Origin of the sequence: Serratia sp. BW106 (genome assembly GCF_002607755.1) — a bacterium.
Lineage (GTDB): Bacteria > Pseudomonadota > Gammaproteobacteria > Enterobacterales > Enterobacteriaceae > Serratia > Serratia proteamaculans.
Genome location: NZ_MCGS01000030.1, coordinates 223,932 through 242,596, shown reverse-complemented (window position 1 = coordinate 242,596; position 18,665 = coordinate 223,932). Strand labels below are relative to the sequence as shown.

Annotated in this window: 17 protein-coding genes; 16 read left to right on the top strand and 1 reads right to left on the bottom strand. The window is 58.1% G+C overall.

All coding sequences use genetic code 11. From position 1 onward, the window contains the following. Positions 1 to 71 precede the first annotated feature (71 nt). From BEI65_RS20035 to BEI65_RS20025, 3 genes are read left to right on the top strand one after another with little or no spacing between them, the layout of a single operon-like run. Positions 72 to 1,277, top strand: a complete 1,206-nt coding sequence (locus BEI65_RS20035; protein WP_099064809.1) for an efflux RND transporter periplasmic adaptor subunit — start codon at positions 72 to 74, stop codon at positions 1,275 to 1,277. Next, entirely contained in the window at positions 1,270 to 4,443 is a 3,174-nt protein-coding gene (locus BEI65_RS20030; protein WP_099064808.1) for an efflux RND transporter permease subunit, read from the top strand. Before BEI65_RS20035 ends, BEI65_RS20030 begins: the two co-directional genes overlap by 8 nt. Continuing rightward, entirely contained in the window at positions 4,440 to 5,846 is a 1,407-nt protein-coding gene (locus tag BEI65_RS20025) for an efflux transporter outer membrane subunit (protein WP_157765470.1), read from the top strand. The genes BEI65_RS20030 and BEI65_RS20025 overlap by 4 nt, the downstream gene beginning before the upstream one ends. A gap of 51 nt (positions 5,847 to 5,897) precedes the next feature. Here BEI65_RS20025 and BEI65_RS20020 read toward each other — a convergent pair whose 3' ends face one another. After that, positions 5,898 to 6,815, bottom strand: a complete 918-nt coding sequence (locus BEI65_RS20020; protein ID WP_099064807.1) for a bestrophin family protein — start codon at positions 6,813 to 6,815, stop codon at positions 5,898 to 5,900. A 347-nt stretch (positions 6,816 to 7,162) separates the two neighbouring features. Here BEI65_RS20020 and BEI65_RS20015 point away from each other — a divergent pair, with 347 nt between their 5' ends. The 13 genes from BEI65_RS20015 to BEI65_RS19955 all read left to right on the top strand — a co-directional run bounded on the left by BEI65_RS20015 (position 7,163) and on the right by BEI65_RS19955 (position 18,663). Continuing rightward, positions 7,163 to 7,756: a tyrosine-type DNA invertase gene (locus BEI65_RS20015; RefSeq protein WP_099064819.1), complete on the top strand. Its 594-nt coding sequence runs from the start codon at positions 7,163 to 7,165 to the stop codon at positions 7,754 to 7,756. Positions 7,757 to 8,245: 489 nt separating this feature from the next. Then, positions 8,246 to 8,824 carry a fimbrial protein gene (locus BEI65_RS20010; RefSeq protein WP_099064806.1) on the top strand — a complete coding sequence of 193 codons (579 nt, stop codon included), beginning with the start codon at positions 8,246 to 8,248 and terminating at the stop codon, positions 8,822 to 8,824. Between the two features lie 165 nt (positions 8,825 to 8,989). After that, entirely contained in the window at positions 8,990 to 9,430 is a 441-nt protein-coding gene (locus tag BEI65_RS20005; protein WP_232519128.1) for a fimbrial protein, read from the top strand. Next, positions 9,430 to 11,997 carry an outer membrane usher protein gene (locus BEI65_RS20000; RefSeq protein ID WP_099064804.1) on the top strand — a complete coding sequence of 856 codons (2,568 nt, stop codon included), beginning with the start codon at positions 9,430 to 9,432 and terminating at the stop codon, positions 11,995 to 11,997. The genes BEI65_RS20005 and BEI65_RS20000 overlap by 1 nt, the downstream gene beginning before the upstream one ends. Positions 11,998 to 12,034: 37 nt before the next feature. Beyond that, positions 12,035 to 12,778, top strand: coding sequence for a fimbria/pilus periplasmic chaperone (locus BEI65_RS19995; protein ID WP_099064803.1), 744 nt, complete (start codon positions 12,035 to 12,037; stop codon positions 12,776 to 12,778). Positions 12,779 to 12,816: 38 nt separating this feature from the next. Further along, the gene (locus BEI65_RS19990) at positions 12,817 to 13,413 is read left to right on the top strand and encodes a fimbrial protein (protein WP_232519127.1); all 597 of its coding nucleotides are present in this window, start codon (positions 12,817 to 12,819) and stop codon (positions 13,411 to 13,413) included. A gap of 7 nt (positions 13,414 to 13,420) precedes the next feature. Beyond that, positions 13,421 to 13,945, top strand: a complete 525-nt coding sequence (locus BEI65_RS19985) for a fimbrial protein (protein WP_157765469.1) — start codon at positions 13,421 to 13,423, stop codon at positions 13,943 to 13,945. 10 nt (positions 13,946 to 13,955) lie between these two features. Continuing rightward, positions 13,956 to 14,450: a fimbrial protein gene (locus tag BEI65_RS19980; protein WP_099064801.1), complete on the top strand. Its 495-nt coding sequence runs from the start codon at positions 13,956 to 13,958 to the stop codon at positions 14,448 to 14,450. Further along, on the top strand, positions 14,447 to 14,875 hold the full coding sequence (locus BEI65_RS19975) for a fimbrial protein (RefSeq protein WP_369804772.1): 429 nt from the start codon (positions 14,447 to 14,449) through the stop codon (positions 14,873 to 14,875). Before BEI65_RS19980 ends, BEI65_RS19975 begins: the two co-directional genes overlap by 4 nt. A 771-nt stretch (positions 14,876 to 15,646) precedes the next feature. Further along, positions 15,647 to 16,054, top strand: a complete 408-nt coding sequence (locus tag BEI65_RS26885) for a fimbrial protein (protein WP_157765468.1) — start codon at positions 15,647 to 15,649, stop codon at positions 16,052 to 16,054. Positions 16,055 to 16,132: 78 nt separating this feature from the next. Continuing rightward, a complete protein-coding gene (locus tag BEI65_RS19965; RefSeq protein ID WP_099064799.1) occupies positions 16,133 to 16,900 on the top strand; it encodes a LuxR C-terminal-related transcriptional regulator in 768 nt (255 codons plus the stop codon). Positions 16,901 to 16,933: 33 nt separating this feature from the next. Continuing rightward, a complete protein-coding gene (locus BEI65_RS19960) occupies positions 16,934 to 17,413 on the top strand; it encodes a hypothetical protein (protein ID WP_157765467.1) in 480 nt (159 codons plus the stop codon). Then, entirely contained in the window at positions 17,410 to 18,663 is a 1,254-nt protein-coding gene (locus tag BEI65_RS19955; RefSeq protein WP_099064797.1) for an FKBP-type peptidyl-prolyl cis-trans isomerase N-terminal domain-containing protein, read from the top strand. Before BEI65_RS19960 ends, BEI65_RS19955 begins: the two co-directional genes overlap by 4 nt. Positions 18,664 to 18,665 lie beyond the last annotated feature (2 nt).

Below are 18,665 nucleotides of genomic sequence, written 5' to 3'. Positions count from 1 at the left end.
AAAGAAGTTAGCTCGAAAAGCACCTCCTTTCCTCCCCGGCCTGAAGGCCGAGGTTTTCCGGAGGCACTCTGATGAGCCTCAAAATCGCCTCTCTTGCTGTCGGCGTGGTGGTCATCGCGACCTCGCTTTCCCTGTGGCTGGTGGTGGCTGCCAGAGAGGCACCGCCTGCGGCCCCTCCGCCGCCGCCGCGAGTCGGGGTGGTGACGCTGAAAAGCGAACCGATCGCATTGACCAGCGAACTGCCGGGCCGTATCGCGGCTTTCCGCAATGCCGAGGTGCGGCCGCAGGTGGGGGGGATTGTGCAAAAACGCCTGTTTACCGAAGGGGAAGAGGTCAAGGCGCAGCAGCCGCTTTACCAGATTGACGCCGCACTGTTTCAGGCGGAATACAATCGCAGCAATGCTGCGCTGGCACGGGTACGGGCGCAGTTGCGTACCGCCGAATTATTGATCCAACGTTATCGCCCCCTCGCGAATAGCCGCGCCATCAGCCGTCAGGTATATGACGACGCGGTAGCCGCTCATCAACAGGCGGTGGCAGATGTACAGGCGGCTGAGGCACAGTTGGAAACGGCGCGCATCAATTTGGTTTATACCCGGGTATTGTCGCCCATCGACGGCATTATTGGGCGTTCGTTGGTCACCGAAGGGGCTCTGGTGACGGCGCAGCAGGCCGCGGCGGTGGCGGCAGTACAGCAGATCGACCCGATTTATGTGGATGTTACCCAGTCCAGCGCCCAGTTGCTGCGGCTGAGAAATGCACTGGACAGTGGTGCAGTCGCCCAGGCCGAGGGCCCGCAGTCCGCTGCGGTCAGCCTGACGCTGGAAGATGGCTCACGCTACGCCCACAGCGGCAAACTGCAATTCTCAGAGATTACGGTAGACCGCTCCACTGGCTCGGTAGTCCTGCGGGCGGTGTTTCCCAACCCGGAGCGCAAGCTGCTGCCGGGCATGTTTGTGCGGGCGCGGCTAATCGAGGGTATGGCGGCACAGGGAGGGGTGCTGGTGCCACAACGCGGTATTACCCGCAACCCGCGCGGTGAGGCAACCGCGCTGGTGGTGAATGCCGCAGACAAGGTTGAACTGCGTGAGCTGACCACCGAACGGGCATTGGGGGACAGTTGGCTGGTTTCGGCCGGACTGTCGCCGGGCGAGCGGGTGATTGTTGAGGGCGTGCAATTGGTTCGGCCCGGGGTGCAGGTGAATGCGGTGGAATGGGAACCGGCCACCACAACGGCGCAACGAGACAGCACGCGCAAGGAGCCGGCTCATGGCTAAATTCTTTATCGATCGGCCGGTGTTCGCCTGGGTGCTGGCGATCATCATGATGTTGTGCGGCCTGTTGTCGATTGCCAATTTGCCGGTGGCCCAGTACCCGAGTATCGCGCCGCCCACCGTCAGCATTCAGGTCAGTTACCCCGGCGCGTCGGCGAAGACGGTGCAGGATACGGTGGTGCAGGTGATCGAACAGCAGATGAACGGCCTCGATAACCTGCAATATATTTCCTCCGAAAGTAATTCCGACGGCAGCATGAGCATAGCGCTGACCTTTGCCCAAGGCACCGACGCCGATACCGCTCAGGTTCAGGTGCAAAACAAGCTGGCGCTGGCGCAACCGCTGTTGCCGCTGGAGGTGCAACAGCAGGGGATCCGCGTCACCAAGTCTACCGCCAACTTTATGATGGTGCTGGCGTTTGTCTCAACGGACGGCAGTATGACCCGTCAGGATCTGGCGGATTACGTCGCCTCCTATGTGCAGGACCCGATCAGCCGGACCAATGGCGTGGGGGATTTCCAACTGTTTGGCGCGCCTTATGCGATGCGCATTTGGCTGGATCCCGCAGCCCTGGTGAACTACAGCCTTACGGCTACCGACGTCAGCAACGCAATCCAGGAGCAGAATGTTGAGGTTTCATCCGGCCAATTGGGCGGACAACCGGCGCTGCCCGGGCAGGAACTTAATGCCACGGTGATTGGGCCTTCACGTTTACAAACGCCGGAAGAGTTTGGCCAAATCCTGCTGAAAACCGATCCGGACGGTTCGCGGGTGCGTTTGGCCGACGTGGCGCGCATCGAACTGGGGGCGCAGAACTATTCCATCGACAGTTATTACAACGGCGACGCGGCGGTAGGCTTGGGGGTTCGGTTGGCAACCGGTGCCAATGCGCTGGAAACCGCCCAGGCGGTGCGCGCCACGCTGGCGGAGTTGAAACCCTTCTTCCCGCCGGGGATGGAGGCCGTCGATGCCTATGACACCATTCCCTTTATCAGCCTGTCGATCGAAAACGTGGTACGCACGCTGGTGGAGGCGGTGGTATTGGTGTTTGCGGTGATGTACCTGTTCCTGCAGAACTTCCGCGCCACGCTGATCCCGACGCTGGCGGTACCGGTGGTGCTGCTGGGTACCTTCGGCGTACTGGCGGCTTTCGGGTATTCAATCAATACCCTGACCATGTTTGGCATGGTGCTGGCGATCGGCCTGCTGGTCGATGACGCCATTGTGGTGGTGGAAAACGTCGAGCGATTGATGCATGAGGAGGGATTGTCGCCGAAGCAGGCGACCCGAAAATCGATGAGCCAGATCACTGGCGCACTGGTGGGGATTGCCATGGTGCTGTCGGCGGTGTTTGTGCCAATGGCGTTTTTTGGCGGTTCAACGGGCGTGATCTACCGTCAATTCTCGATAACCATTGTCTCTTCTATGGTGCTGTCGGTGATCGTGGCGGTGGTATTTACCCCTGCGCTGTGCGCCACGCTGCTCAAACCGGTTAAACCGGCGGATCACGCAGCGAGAAAAGGTTTTTTCGGTTGGTTCAACCGCCGCGTTGAGTGGGCCAATCACAGCTATGCGGCTTCAGTGATGCGTGGGTTAAGTCGCCCACGTCGGTTGATGCTGATTTATCTGGTGATTGCTATCGCCACCGGCTGGCTGTTTACCCGCATCCCCACCTCGTTCCTGCCCCAGGAGGATCAGGGCGTGCTGTTTGCTCAGGTGCAGGCGCCGGCCGGTGCCAGCGCGGAACGTACACAAACCATGCTACGTGGTGCCTCCGACTACCTGTTAGAGATGGAGAAGGACAGTGTGCGATCGGTGTTTGCCATCTCTGGTTTTAACTTTGGGGGGCGCGGACAGAACGTCGGCACACTGTTTATTCGCCTGCACGACTGGGATCAGCGACCGGACGCATCGCAGAAGGCCGAAGCGGTTGCGGCCCGTTTGAATGCCATGTTCGCGCGCGACTTCCGCGATACCCGCACCTTTGTGGTTTCACCGCCGGCAGTGCGTGAATTGGGCAATGTAGCGGGCTTTAACTTTCAACTGATGGATCGCGGCGGCATTGGGCATCAGCGGTTGCTGGCAGCGCGCGATAGCTTCCTGACGGCTGCCCGACAAAGCCCGGTGCTGAACAACGTTCGCGCCAACGGTCTGGAGGATGCGCCACAGTATGAACTGTTGATCGACCGGGAAAAGGCGCGGGCACTCAGCGTACCGATCTCTGAGGTTAACCGTACCTTGTCACTGGCCTGGGGGTCGGGCTATGTGAATGACTTTATCGATCGTGGCCGGGTGAAAAGGGTTTACGTACAGGGCGATGCTTCGTCACGCATGCTGCCACAGGACCTGGAACAGTGGTTTGTGCGTAACGACAACGGCGATATGGTGCCGTTCTCCGCCTTTGCCAGCGCCGAATGGACCTATGGCGCGCAGAAACTCAATCGTTATAACGGTGCACCGTCGTTTAACCTGCAGGGTGAACCGGCGGCGGGGTTTAGCTCTGGTGACGCCATGGCGGAAATGGAACGGATTGCCGCCACGATGCCACCTGGCGTGGGCTACGACTGGACCGGGTTATCGTTTGAAGAACGGCTTTCCGGCGCACAGGCCCCGGCGTTGTATGCCATTTCGCTGTTGGTAGTGTTCCTGTGTCTGGCGGCGCTGTATGAAAGCTGGAGCATCCCCAGTGCGGTGATGCTGGTGGTGCCGCTTGGGGTGATCGGTGCCGTGGCGGCCACGCTGTTACGGGGCCTGGCCAACGACGTGTATTTCCAGGTGGGCTTACTGACCACCGTTGGGCTGGCGGCCAAAAATGCCATTCTGATCGTGGAGTTCGCCAAGGCGCATTTTGAGGCTGGGGCCAGCCCGGAGCAGGCAGCGGTACAGGCCGCCAGGCAACGGTTACGACCGATCCTGATGACTTCGCTGGCATTTATCCTTGGTGTGGTGCCGCTGGTGATTGCCAGTGGTGCCGGCTCGGGCAGCCAGAATGCCATTGGCACCGGAGTGATTGGCGGCATGCTGACCAGCACCTTCCTGGCGATCTTCTTCGTGCCGGCGTTCTTCGTCATCATGCTGCGGTTGTTCCGGGTGAAACGTGCTAGTGAACGACGTCAGCAAGAGGAAGAAGCCGAACTCAGCGCCCCGGCACCGGGAGAGCCGTCATGATGAAATCTGTGGGCATGATGCTGGCAGCCGCCACTTTGGCGGGGTGTTCGCTAACGCCAGAGTACCAACGGCCCACCGCGCCGGTTGCATCACAGTATCCAGCCTATGGCACGGTGCAAACCGCAAGTGCGGTGACTGCGGATAGCGGTTGGCGTGAGTTTTACCGCGATCCGTTGCTGCAAACTCTGCTCGCACAGGCATTGGCCAATAATCGCGATTTGCGTATTGCGGCGCTGAACGTGGAGGCCGTTCGCGCCCGTTATCGTATTCAACGGGCAGATTCTCTGCCCACACTGGCGGCACAGGGGGATGCTGCGGTGCAGCGCACGCCGGGCGATCTGGCCGCTGGGGGGCAATCCGCTATCGGTCGCAGCTATCAGGTTGGCGGGGTCATGGCATGGGAACTGGATCTGTTTGGTCGTCTGCGCAGCCTTAATCAGCAGGCGCTGGAATTGTATCTGGCGCAGGATGAAACGCGGACGGCGGCACAACTGGCCTTGATCGCCGAAACCGCCAACGCTTATCTGGCGTTGCGTGCCGATAACGAACTCCTGGCGTTGGTGCAGGAGACGCTGAACTCACAGCAGGCGGCCTATGAGCTGGTAGATCAAAGCTTCCGGCTCGGCGTGGCGACCGAACTGGATCACAGTCAGGCAGAGATCGGAGTGCGAACGGCGCAGCGCGATTTGGCACGGTATCGGCGGCAGGTTCGGCAGGACAATAATGCCCTGACGTTGTTGATCGGGCAGCCTTTGACACCAGAGGTTTCCGCGCAGTTAACTCAGGCAAACAGCTTGCCAGACGGCCTGTTGCCTGAGGCGATCCCGGCGGGTTTACCGGCAGAGTTACTGACCCGGCGCCCCGATATTCGTGCGGCGGAGCATCAACTGCGCGCTGCCAATGCCAATATTGGCGCGGCACGAGCGGCATTCTTTCCGGCTATCAGCCTGACCGGTTTCAGCGGCACGGCCAGCGCGGGTTTGGACGGGTTATTCTCTGCCGGTTCCGGTGCCTGGAGTTTTACGCCGCAAATCTCACTGCCGATCTTCTCTGGAGGAGCTTTACGTGCCGGGCTGGACCTGAGCGAGGTGCAAAAGCGTATTGAAGTCGCGCGTTATGAGCAGGTGATACAGCAAGGATTCCGTGAAACGGCTGATGCCCTGGCCGGTCGCGACACGCTGGATGAGCAGATCCTGGCACAGACGCAGTTGGTGGCGGCAAACCAGCGTGCTTACACCCTGTCGCAGCAGCGTTTTCAACAGGGCGTAGATAACTACCTTAACGTGCTGGATTCCCAACGCGCGTTGTATGCGGCGCAACAGGTATTGGTAGAGACGCGTTTGGCGCGGTTGACCAATCTGGTCGATCTTTACCGTGCGCTGGGTGGCGGCTGGCGGGAGTAACGGTCACTGGGGCTTCAGGCGCGATTTTCACCGGCCTGAAGCGGTAACAGATTAACTGAGTTGGTAGCGGCTGTCTGGCTGCGCGGCGGCCGGCAAGTCTGTTTCATCATTCATTTCACGCAGGTTGATCTCAATCGTATTGCACATGGCATTGAGCGGCAGATCGTTGGCTGCAGTACCAAAAGGATCTTCCAGTTCTTCCGCCAGCGAGTCCAGTGAGATGAAGGTATAGGAGATAAATACCGATACCAGCGGCGTCATATAGTGCAGATCCGGCACCAGCGCGAAGGGCAGCAGGGTGCAGAACAGATAAACCGTACGGTGAACGATCAGGCTGTAGGCGAAGGGGATCGGCGTATTGGCGATGCGTTCGCAGCCGCCGAGGATCTCCGACAACCGGTTTAGATTCTGATCGATGCTATGAAACAGCACGTCCGACAACTGGGCCGATTGCCGCTTCTCACCCAACCATTGACCCATCATCAGTAGCAGCCGGTTACAGGGTGAAGCGCTGCTTTCAATCGCCCGCAGGTCGGCATTAGGGAGCAGGCGCTGTAGGTCTGCGCTGATATCAGTGCCACGCAGCTGATGTTTCAGGCAGTAGCTAAACGCCATCAGCAGGGCGGCAAACTCATGTGCCGCCTGGTCCTGCTGCGGCAGCAGGCTTTTAATCTGGCGCAGCAGTGAACGCTGGACGATCAACAGGCTGCCCCACAGCAACCGCGCCTCGGTGAAGCGTGCATAGCTGACACTGTTACGAAAGCCGAGAAAGATAGCGATCGCCACGCCCAACAAACTGAAGGGGGCCAGGGTCAGTTTGACGCCTAGGTGTTCGTACCATTGGAAACAGAGCACCGCGACCAGCGACATTGCCACGTTAAGGCTGAGGCGGAACAAAATTTTGGAGAGCACCGAGCCGTGCCAGACGAAAAGCCGTCTGAACCAGTGTTGCTGAGGTCTGACAATCATAGGTGTGGGGCTGACTGGGAATAGAAGCCGCAGTTGTAACAGATTTGCGGCCTGTTCATCAACGGTCTGAGCGCTAAAAGTTAAAAATCCCGCAGCAGACGGAATGCTGTCCCGTTAATTTCCGGGAGGCGAAAAGTAAGCTACATCCGTGCCGATCTCAGTCTCCATCCGTCATAACCCTCAGATTTTTATTTCGTTTACATTACATTTTCTGATGGTGCTTAAGCTAAGGTAATAGCGTGGGCGCGGGATGCTCCCGGCGAGCGGGGGAAGGCGACCATGGGTCAGACTGTCTGCTCGGCATCAACATAGGAGAAGATAAATCTGTTTAGTAAAGTGAGGCTATGGTGAAGCAACGTAAATATTTAACCCGCAATGAGATTGAAAAAATCTTACGCGCCACGGCACAGGGGCGTCATCCGCAACGGGATGCCTGTCTGTTAAAAATGTGTTTTATTCACGGGTTTCGGGTCAGTGAATTGGTTCGTCTGACATTGTCGGACATTAATCTGGAGGCCGGCATCGTTTATGTCAGGCGGTTGAAAAACGGGTTTTCCACTACCCATCCCTTAACACCGGAGGAGTTGCCTTATTTGCATGCCTGGCTGGCTCACAGATTTACGCTGGACGACCGCTCTGCGCCCTGGCTATTTTTGTCGCAAAAGGGCGGTCCGCTTTGTCGGCAGGCGGTGTACAGCTTGCTCAAGCGACTCGGCCGATTGGCCGGCGTGGATGTGACCGCTCATCCGCATATGTTGCGCCATGCCTGCGGGTTTGCGCTGGCCGATTTGGGGGCGGATACACGCCTGATACAGGATTATCTTGGCCACCGTAATATCAACCATACGGTGCTCTATACCGCCAGCAATTCGCAGCGTTTCAATGAAATTTGGACACGAAATGGGGCGAGAAACTTAAGGGCAAGAGTCAAAGCGGAATAATCGGAATTGGTTATTAATCAGTAGGTTAGTTCAATAAAAATGTGTCATTTTGTATCAAAGTGTCGCCATATTAAGAATGCCCCCCCATTTTGTCAAGCCTTGTCAGTGGATTGTTGTATCACATTGATAAACAAGGATTATTTTTTCAACCTCCTCGTGTGTGTCATCTCCGTAGCTTATTTTCTACCACCTCATTTCTGCTTGAGTAACGCTTAGAACTCTTCTTTGGGTATATTTCTAGATTTATATTCTTTTTTCTTTGTTTATTTAAGAATAAAAATCAAATTAATTATTAATTTACAGTCATTAAAACTTAATGTGTCACTTTGATACAAAATGGAACATTGCCTGGATGGCGTGGCCGTTTTTTATCGGGGTGAATTTGGTGGCGGCGGAGGGATGCCCGTCTGCCGGAGTTTATCACCAACTTTATTCCCGGTTCGTTGGGAACCGGAATCGAAAATCACGTCTTTTAAGGGATTACAAAGCATGAACATGAACAAAAATCTGATTGCGGCAGTACTGGCTACCATGGCGATGGGCTCAATGGTTTCCACGGCTAATGCGGCCAACCAGGGCAGCGGCTCCGTGACCTTTACTGGGTCAATCATCAACGCACCATGCTCGATTGCGCCGGACTCCGTTGACCAAACCGTCAATCTGGGCAGTGTGGCCAACAAGGCACTGAAGGACGGCGGCAAATCCAGCCCACAATCTTTCAACATCAAGCTGCAGGACTGCGACATTACCGGTCTGACCAATAACACCGTCACCGCCACCTTCACCGGTACCCCGTCTAAAATCAATGCCAACAATCTGGGCCTGAGTGGCACCGCCAGCGGCGCGGCCATTGTGCTGACCCAAGGCGGCACCGACATTAAACTCGGCGAACCTACCACCGCCACTAAAGTGGGTGACGGCAATAATACTCTGACGTTTGCCGCCTTCTTGCAGGGCGAATCCACTACCACCGCCGCCAGTGGGGGGACTCCAGCCAAAACCACCTATTCCCCGATTGTTCCCGGTGATTTCAAGTCGGTCGCCAACTTCACGCTGGCCTATCAGTAAGCCTCGCACGGGCGCTATTGCGCCCGTCCCTTTCTGTCGCCAGCCCGATTGAAGTGAGGTTGCCTCATGTTCCGCTTTAGGTCTTCATGCTTCACGCCTTGCCTGTGGGCTATTTGCGGGTTTTCCGTTGCAGCTTCTGCCCATCAGGGGCAGGGGTTAGTCAATATGCAAGGCTCGATTGTCGACGTGCCCTGTGCCATTGCCGTCAGCAGCCGTGACCAGAGCATCGATCTGGCGGTGCTGCCGGTCGGGCAACTCATGCGAGACGGCCAGGGCCCGGTCAGCCCCTTCAGCATTCAACTGGTCAACTGTTCGTTACAACAGATGCGCCCCGGCCGTGCCGACTGGACGCAATTCCGCGTGACCTTTGCCGGTGATGTGACCGACAGCGCCTTGTTTGGCAGCACAGGTCAGGCTGAGGGGATGGGGATACAAATTACCGATGCCGCCGGCAACGTGGCGCAATCTGGCGTGCCAATGCCGCCCGGCGCACTGGTACCTGGGGATACGCGGCTGGACTACAGCCTGCGGCTGGTGGGTACGCATCAGATACTGCGCGTGGGGGCCTATCGCACCACGGTGCGGTTCAAAATGGATTATTACTGATGAAGGAACATGCCGTGTTGTTGCTTTCCCCACGGGCAAAATGGATATTGCGCCCCCTGGCGGTGTGGATGGGTCTGATGTTGGGCCATGCCGGGCAGGTGCTGGCAGCCGACAGCATTGAATTCAACACCGACGTACTGGACGTCAAAGACAGAACCGCCATTGATCTGAGTGAGTTTTCACGCGTTGGTTACATGATGCCGGGCAAGTATGCGCTGGTGTTACGGGTCAACAAACAGGAACTGCCGGAGCAGCAGATCACCTTTTTGGCCCCCCCGGACGATGCCAAGGGCAGCGTCCCCTGCCTGACACCGGCCATGGTGGATCAACTGGGGCTGAAAGCCTCGGTGCAGCGCAATCTGGCCTGGTGGAACCAGGGGCAATGTCTGGCGCTCGACTCGTTGAAGGGCATGCAGACGAGGGCCGACCTGGGGTCCGGTTCGCTGTATCTGAATGTGCCACAGGCCTACCTGGAGTACACCGACGAGAACTGGGATCCGCCGTCGCGCTGGGATCAGGGTATCGCTGGCATGCTGTTTGACTATAACGTCAACGCGCAAACTGTCCGCCAAAGCCAGGGGCAAAACAATCAGTCGCTGAGCGGCAACGGCACCACCGGGGCCAATCTTGGGGCCTGGCGCTTTCGTGCCGACTGGCAGGCGCAGTATGACCATACCACCGGCCAGAACAGCAATTCGCAGCAACGCTGGGACTGGAGCCGTTATTACCTGTACCGCGCGATTGCGGCGCTGCGCGCCAAGCTGACGTTCGGTGAGGACTACCTCAACTCCAGCATTTTCGACAGCTTCCGCTACACCGGCGCCAGCTTGGTTTCGGACGGCAACATGTTGCCACCCAACCTGCGCGGCTATGCGCCGGAAGTGACCGGGGTGGCGAAAACCAACGCCAAGGTGACGGTCAGCCAGCAAGGACGAGTGCTGTATGAAACTCAGGTACCGGCGGGGCCGTTTCGCATTCAGGATTTGAACTCCGCCACCATGGGCAAACTGGATGTACGCATTCAGGAACAGGACGGCAGCGAACGCACTTTCCAGGTGGACACGGCGGACGTGCCTTACCTGACGCGCCCGGGTCTGGTGCGTTACAAGATGATGGCCGGCAAACCGTCCAATCTCCGGCACAACAGCGAAGGCCAGGTGTTCAGCGGCGGCGAATTCTCCTGGGGGGTCAGCAACGGCTGGTCACTGTTCGGCGGTGGGCTGCTTTCCGCCGGCTATAAAGCGCTGGCATTGGGGGTAGGTCGTGATCTGCTGGCCTTTGGTGCGTTATCGCTGGACGCCACGCAGTCACGCGCCGAGTTGCCGGGCAAGGGGACGCCGTCCGGCACCTCCTGGCGACTGAACTACTCCAAGCGTTTTGACGAGTATGACAGCCAGGTGACCTTCGCCGGCTACCGCTTCTCCGAACGCAATTATATGAGCATGTCGCAATACCTGGACGCGCGTTACCACGGCGGCAATTACAGCAACAGCAAGCAGATGTATACCGTCTCGCTGAACAAGCAGTTCCGAACGCTGGGGCTGAGTGCATTCCTGACTGCCAGCCATCAAACCTATTGGGATAGACCTGCCAACAACAATTATAACCTGTCGCTGTCGCGCTATTTCGACATTGGCTCGTTCAAGAACATCAGCCTGAGCCTGTCGGCCTACCGCACGGTGTTCAACAACAGCCACGACGACGGGGTTTACCTGGGGGTCAGCGTGCCCTGGGGCAGAACCGGGACCATGAGCTACAACAACCAGACCACACGGGCCGGCAGCACCAATACCCTCGGCTATTACGATCGCATCGACGACAACAATACCTACCGCCTGACTGGCGGCGTGGGTAACGGTGGGCGCGGTACGGCCAGTGGCTACTTCACCCATGACGGCGATCTTGCTGAAGTGACCGCCAATGCCAGTTATCAGGGTAGCCAGTACAGCTCGCTCGGTTTGTCCTTGCAAGGCGGTGCGACAGTGACGCCAAAAGGGGCCGCATTGCACCGGGTCAATACGCTAGGGGGCACCCGTATGATGGTCGACACCGCCGGTGTTAGCGGTGTACCGGTGCAGGGATACGGTGGTACCTCGAACACCAACATGTTTGGCAAGGCGGTGGTCAGCGACATCAACAGTTATTACCGCAACAGCGTGTCGGTGGACGTCAACAAGCTGCCGGATAACGTCGACGCCAACCAGTCGGTGGTGCAAGGCACCCTGACCGAAGGGGCGATCGGCTACCGCAAGTTCAGCGTAGTCGCAGGGGAGAAAGCCATGGCGGTGATCAAACTGGCCGACGGCAGCGCGCCGCCGTTTGGCGCCATCGTGGTCAATGACCACCTCTATCAGACCGGCATCGTCAATGACGAAGGCAGCGTATGGCTGACCGGGCTGAATCCGGGGGAAGGGATGGACGTGCGTTGGAACGGCCAGACCCAGTGTCGGGTGCATTTACCCAGCCCACTGCCGGCATCGGCCCTGTTACTGCCGTGCCAGACAGTGTCAGGCACGGCGGCGCCTAAGGCCGCAGAGACACCCGCTCTGACGCCGGTTGAATCATAACCCGACCCCTGAAAGCCAATAATAGTGAGTGAAAGAGATGAAATTAAAGACTTCCCTGGCGGTAACTGCCGTCTTATTGACCGGTGTATTGAGCATGCAGCAGGCGGTTGCCGCCATCGCGTTGGATCGTACCCGCGTCATCTTTAACGGTGACCAGAAATCCATCAGCCTGAGCATCAGTAATCAGAACAAGGAATTACCCTATCTGGCACAGGGCTGGATAGAGAATGCCGAAGGCAACAAAGTGACCTCGCCATTAATAGTGTTGCCACCACTGCAGCGCGTCGAACCGGGGGCGAAAAGCCAGGTAAAAATTCAGGCCAGCCCGGAGGTGGCAAGCCTGCCGCAGGATCGGGAGAGCCTGTTTTACTTCAACCTGCGCGAAATTCCACCCAAGAGCAGCAAGCCGAACACTCTGCAGATCGCGTTGCAGACGCGCATCAAACTGTTTTACCGCCCGGCGACGCTGGTGACGCGAGATGCCAAGGCCTGGCAGGAAAAGCTGACGTTGACGCGGGTAGGGGATCAGTATCAGGTCAACAACCCGACGCCGTACTTCATCACGCTGGCGAGTGCCTCGGCCAGCCTGGGTGGCAAAGACATCCCGGGCGTTAACCCGGTGATGATCGCCCCCAAGGCTAACGTGATGTTGGGCGGATCGGCGGCAGCGCTGGGGTCTGCCCCGGTGCTGACCTACATCAACGACTACGGCGGCCGCCCGAAGCTGGTATTTGGCTGTAACGGTGCCACCTGCAGCGTGCGCAGCAGCAAGGCCGGCTAAGCGCGGCACGGAACGCGGCAATCAACAAGGAGAAGTGTATGAACAGGATTGATCGAACCCCGCCCGCCTGGGTTGCCGCGCTGGTGTTGATGAGCACGGCGATGTCGGCACAGGCTGCGCCGGACAACTGGGGGGTAGAGGGCGCACACGGTGAGTTGCACATCAGCGGTGCGCTGGCGGCCGGGGCCTGCCGACTGGATATGACGTCGCTGTTTCAGCAGGTGGAGATGGGGGTGATCCCGACCGCGACCCTGCTGCGCCCGGGCGACCAGGGCGAGCCGGTGGCGGTGCAACTGCAACTGCGCGACTGCCTGCCTGTCGGCGGGCGTCAGCGTGATGACCGCACCGGCAGCCTGACCTGGGACGGCATTCAGCCGGTGGTATCGGTGTCTTTTGCCGCTCGCATGGACGATGACAACCCGGCTCTGGTGCAGGCGCGCGGTGCATCAGGACTGGGCCTGCGGCTGTTGGACAGCCAAAAGCGTGATGTCCGGCTGGGGGCGCGCGGCGCACCGCAATTTCTGACGCCGTACAACGACCAGTTGACCTATTACGTGGTGCCGGAGCGCACCCGGGCGGCGTTGGCGCCGGGGGCGTTTCGCGCCAGCGTCGATTTTCGGCTGAATTATGACTGAGGCGCGAATGATGCAAAACACCTTCAGGCGGCGACGCGGTCAGGCAGCGCGAGTGTGGGCACTGGCGTCACTGCTGCTGTCCGGCACGGTGCTGGCCAAAATGGATGATTCGACGGTGAATGTGAAGATCAGCGGCACGGTAGTGGCAAAAGGCAGTTGCACCTTTATTGGCACCCGGCCTATCGCAGTCGAGTTTGGCGATGTGTTTATCCGTGACATCAAGGACGGCGCCTACAAACAAAGCCTGCCGTACACCCTGGATTGCCAGGGCGATCCGGAAGGTAAAAGCATCCAAATGAAGCTGACGGGCACCGCCGCGGACTTTGACGGCACGCTGCTGAAAACCGACGCCAAGGGTCTGGGGCTTCGCCTGCAGAAAGATGGCAAAACCCTGACGTTGAACCAATGGATCGATATTGATCCCGCTGCACCGCCGAAGTTTGATGCGGTATTAGTGAAAGGGAAGGATGCCAGCTTTCAAAATGGCCAGGCCTTCAACGGGGCCGCGACCTTAATTGTCGGTTTTAACTGAGGGCAGTGAGATGAACCAACACAGAGGGTTGTCGGCGGTGATGCTGATGATGGCGCTGAGCTTTCAGACCGCCGCCGCTCCGACTGGCGACCAGATCGACGTGACCTTCCACGGGGTGTTGAAACAGCGCCCTTGTCACATCAATGGCGATCGGGATATCGAGGTGCATTTTGGCGATGTGGGTGTCAACAAGGTGGATGGCAGTCGCTATCTGCAAAAGGTGAGTTACAGCCTGAGCTGTGACGATCCGGACGACAGCGCCGCAATGACCCTGGTGGTGAAAGGTATGGCAACCAGTTTTGATCAGGCGGCGGTGAGCACCAGCGCCAATGGTCTGGGGGTCCGTATTTTGCAGGATGGCAAACCCTTTACCCTCAACAGCCGGATGAAGATTGATGATAAAAGTCCACCCAAGCTGGAGGTAGTACCGGTCAAGGATCCCAGCGTCACGCTGGTTGAAAGCCCGTTTACGGCCACCGCAACCCTGCTGGCGGAGTATGAATGATGCAACGACAACACAGAACCCACCCGCTGCGGGGAGCACGTATGCCGGCACTGTTACTGACCTTGTTAATAGCGGCGAGTGTGCAGGCGGCAACCACCGATAACCTGCGGTTTGACGGCACTTTGGTAGCCGACCCGTGCGAGCTGGACCCGAAAACCACCGATATCTCACTGGATTTCGGCACGGTGATCGACAGGTACCTGTACCTTAACACCCGCACCCACAGCAAGCCGATCACCATCAGGCTATTGGGCTGTGATTTGTCGCTGGGCAAGACGGTATCGCTGACCTTTAAGGGCACCGAGTCTGTGGCATTGCCGGGCTTGCTGGCGATGAACACCGGGGGGGCGGGTGGCATTGCCATCGGCATGGAGCTGGCGGACGGCACGCCGCTGCCGATTAACAAGGCCACACCGTTGCGCTAACCAAAGACACCACCACGTTGACGCTGATGAACTATGTGCAGGGTGAGCCAAAGGCGATAAAGGACCACAAGATTGTGACCGGGGATTTTACCGCGGTAGCCACCTTTGCGTTGGATTACCCATGATGGCTCGGGGCTGCGTTTGGTTTCAAGAGCAGAGTTTTTTCGCAAATAACGCTGCGGATGAATGAGGATAATAATAGTGAAAATAAAAATTAGAGGGTTGGTACCCGCTCGTATATGTGGAATAGCAACCTTATTCTGCGCGATTCAGCTATTGTTGGCGGCGAATGTCTGGGGAGCGACTTTTTGGGGACCGATTAGGTGTGCTGCTCCGGGTTCGGCGACATGGTGTGTAGATCAGAACGGCCCAAACGGGCCTTTTTGGCGGAGAGTTGATGGAAAGCCTGGTCCATTGGGGGCAAGTTTTACTGCCGCCAGTCAAACACCTCCTGTGGGATATGTCCCGGCGGGTTTAACCTCTATTTATGGGACGTTTCGTGGATGCAAAGGTAAACAAACTACAACGGCATTTTGTCCTGATGGGGAAGAGGGCATAGTTATTGCTGGGACTGGGGCTGGGGCATCACGAGTTTGTACTGCTGGCGAACTCTGGGGAGATTGTATAACACGCGCAACAGCGGCTTATGGAATCTTCGACATTCCCTTTCCAGCAGGGGTGCAATCAACATGTCTGGTCTATAAGGATCAACTAGGGAGAGTATGGGCATTGACATACTCGGATGGTTCTAGGTGTGGAACCGGGAAAGCCGTGCCGACCACCCCAGATAACTGCACGGTAACCACGACCGACAACTGGAATATCCCCTTTGGCAGCGTGGAGCGCAGCGAAATCCCCACGACTGGCGGAACCGAACAAACCAAAGCACTGACCCTGGCCTGCACCGGTACTAGCGCCCACGATTTCTCCGTCAAGCTCAATATGACCCCGACCTCCTGGTCGACCTCGCAGTTGGCCACCAGCAACCCCGATCTGGGGGTGCAGGTCACCGTAGGCGGAACCGCGGCCAAGCTGGGGGATTCGTTCGCCATGAAGGTCACGGGGTCAGGCAGCCAAACCCTCGGCTTCTCGGTGCTGCGTAACCCGAAAACCAAAGCGTTGGATATCGCCACTGGTGACTTTAGCGCCTCGGGAACGTTGGTGGTGTCCGAGCTATAACCGGCGTCAAAGCCAGAATGACTCGCCGCAGGCCAGACCTGCGGCGAACAGGGAAGCCGTTAATCATGGAGCAAGATCATGGAGTTCAGCTATCGACCAACCGTCGTTGACGGTCTGGCACCCGATGCCATTACGCAGGTGGTGATTTATTCGCGCGACGGTTTTTGGCGACAGGGGTTGCTGGCGCTAACCAGTCAACTGCTGCCTGCCAATGTAGTGCCGGTCGTGGTGTCTTCGCTGTCCGAGGTAGTCCACACGGTCAAACAGAGCAAATTGCCGATGCTGGTGATTTACGCCTATTCGTATGGCGTCGCTTCATTACAGGGGGCGCTGTCGATCCTCAAACAGGTGGCCGATCTGTCACCGTTTTGCCGACAAGTGGTAATGACCGATGAGCTGCAGCCGCTGTTTGCGGCGATGACTCAGCGCATCCCCAGCCTGACGGTGCTGGACGCACATATGACGCGTGAGCTTTTGCGGCAGGTGCTGTCATCGTTGCTGAATCCTTCACCAGCGAGGGGTGTTTACCTGCCGCCGTTACCCAAGGCCGATATTGATCTTAGCTTTCGTCAGCGGGGGGTATTGCGCCTGTTGCGCCAGGGCGTGAAGCAGCAGGACATTGCCCGGCGGCTGCAAATCCATGAAAAAACGGTCAGCGGCCACAAGGTGGATGTTTTTAAGCGTCTGCATATCCGTGGCGGGCGGGAAATGATGCTGCTGTTTTCGTTGATGGATGAGTTTTTCCGTCTGACCCTGGTCGGGTACCCGTTACCGTCATGTTGTTTACCGCCGCCAGTGCATAGCGTCGCTTATTTCGATGCTGAGTGGCAAAAAGCAGAACGTTAATTATCGTGAATTTACAAGGGCTTTAACCAGAATATGAATGCTTACTTTAGGTCCGGCGCATTGCGTCGCAGTGTGATGATGGGAATGGTCGGCAGTTTTCTTCTTCTTGGCGGTTGTACCACCTCGCCGGAGTCACGACTGCGCCCGCAGGACGCACCCAACATAGCGGCGGTACCGATGAAAGTCACCGCGACTGCCACTAACCCCAATGCCACACCGGAAGCGCCACCGGTCATGGAGAAAGACAGCAAGGTCACGCAGTGTAATAACGAACTGGCCGCGCTGAAAACGGTTAATGCGGCGCAGTATGCCCGCTATCGTAGCGAAATGGACCATCTGGTGGCCAGCGGTCGGCGCTATATGGAGGTCAAAACGGGCATCAGTAACGACATCAACGACATCATGACGCCACGTTACCAATACGGTATGGCCAGACTGTGTTGGGGAATTCGTAATGCGTTGTCGCAATCGCTGATGGCGCAGGCGGATATCCCGCAGGGGCGTGGGCAATGATCAAGACGTGGTCAGTAACGGCCTGCACCTTGTTGGCGGTTCCGCTGTGCTTCGCCGGTACGGCGACGGCGGCTTACACCCCACCGGAACCCCTGTCTTCGGTCGATGCGCTGGTGCGTCCGCAGCAGGATAACGGCTATGGGCTGGGCGCGTTGATTGAGTCACAACAAAAAGGGCGAGGTGAAAAGGAACGTGGTACAGCACCGGTGTCAGTTTCAGCCGCCGCGGCGGCTGCGCGCCAGGCGCAGTCCGCCCGCCGCCAGACCAGCGCGTTACAGGCGGAAATTGCCGGTCTCAAGGCGCAACTGGCGGCAGGCAGCCGGGATGATCAGCAGTTGGCGAGCAGTGAAGCGGCACGCGCCACCCTTACCGCCGATAAAACCGCCCTGCAACAGCAGCTAGAGAGCCAATTGGCCAAGGAACGCTCGGTGGCCGGACATCTTGCGACTGCCAGAGAGGCACTCAAAGAACGTGACAGCCAGTTGCGGGTACAGCAGCGGCAACTGGAAGCGCTGCAGTCCCAATTGACCCTGCGTGGGGATAACCAAAAACAGCTTACCGCTCGCACGGCCGAGCTGGCGGTGTCGCAATCTGCGCTGGCCGCGTTACGCGCCAAGCCTGCCGGGCCGCAGGCCAATCTGACCACCACCAGCGGCAAACAGGATTATGTGGTGGGGCAAAGCATTGCCGCCAACCTGCGTGAGCGATTGCAGAGTTACACCAGCGCCGGTTTGACGTTGGATCAACAGGGTGTGCTGGCCGGTATCAGCGACGGCCTGAAGGGCAGTATGCAGATGAAAAAAGCGGATATGGATGCCGTTTATCTCCAGTTCGCGACCCGGTTGCAGCAGCAGGTGAGCAAGCAGGTCAGTGACGGTGAGGCGCTGATCGCCAAGAAAAGCCGGGGACGCACGCCGGTGAAACAGGTGGATGGCATTACCTATTTTGTGGTGAAAAAGGGCAAGACGATTACCGATCCGGATGCGCCGGTGATGCTGTCGTTGACCGAAGCCATCGCCGATGGACGCACGGTCAGTCAGTTACCGCAGTTGGTATTAACGGTCACCGATGAAATGCCGGCGGTGGTGCGCGAAGCCCTGCCATTGCTCGGTGAGGGGAGTGAAGTACAAGCCTATGCGCTAGCCAAATCGGTGTATGGCTCGCTGCCGTTGCCGCGTGGGGTAGAGGCGTTCACCGTGCTGAGTTACGATCTGAAAGGATTAACCCCGCCACGGCCGGCCAAGAAATGACC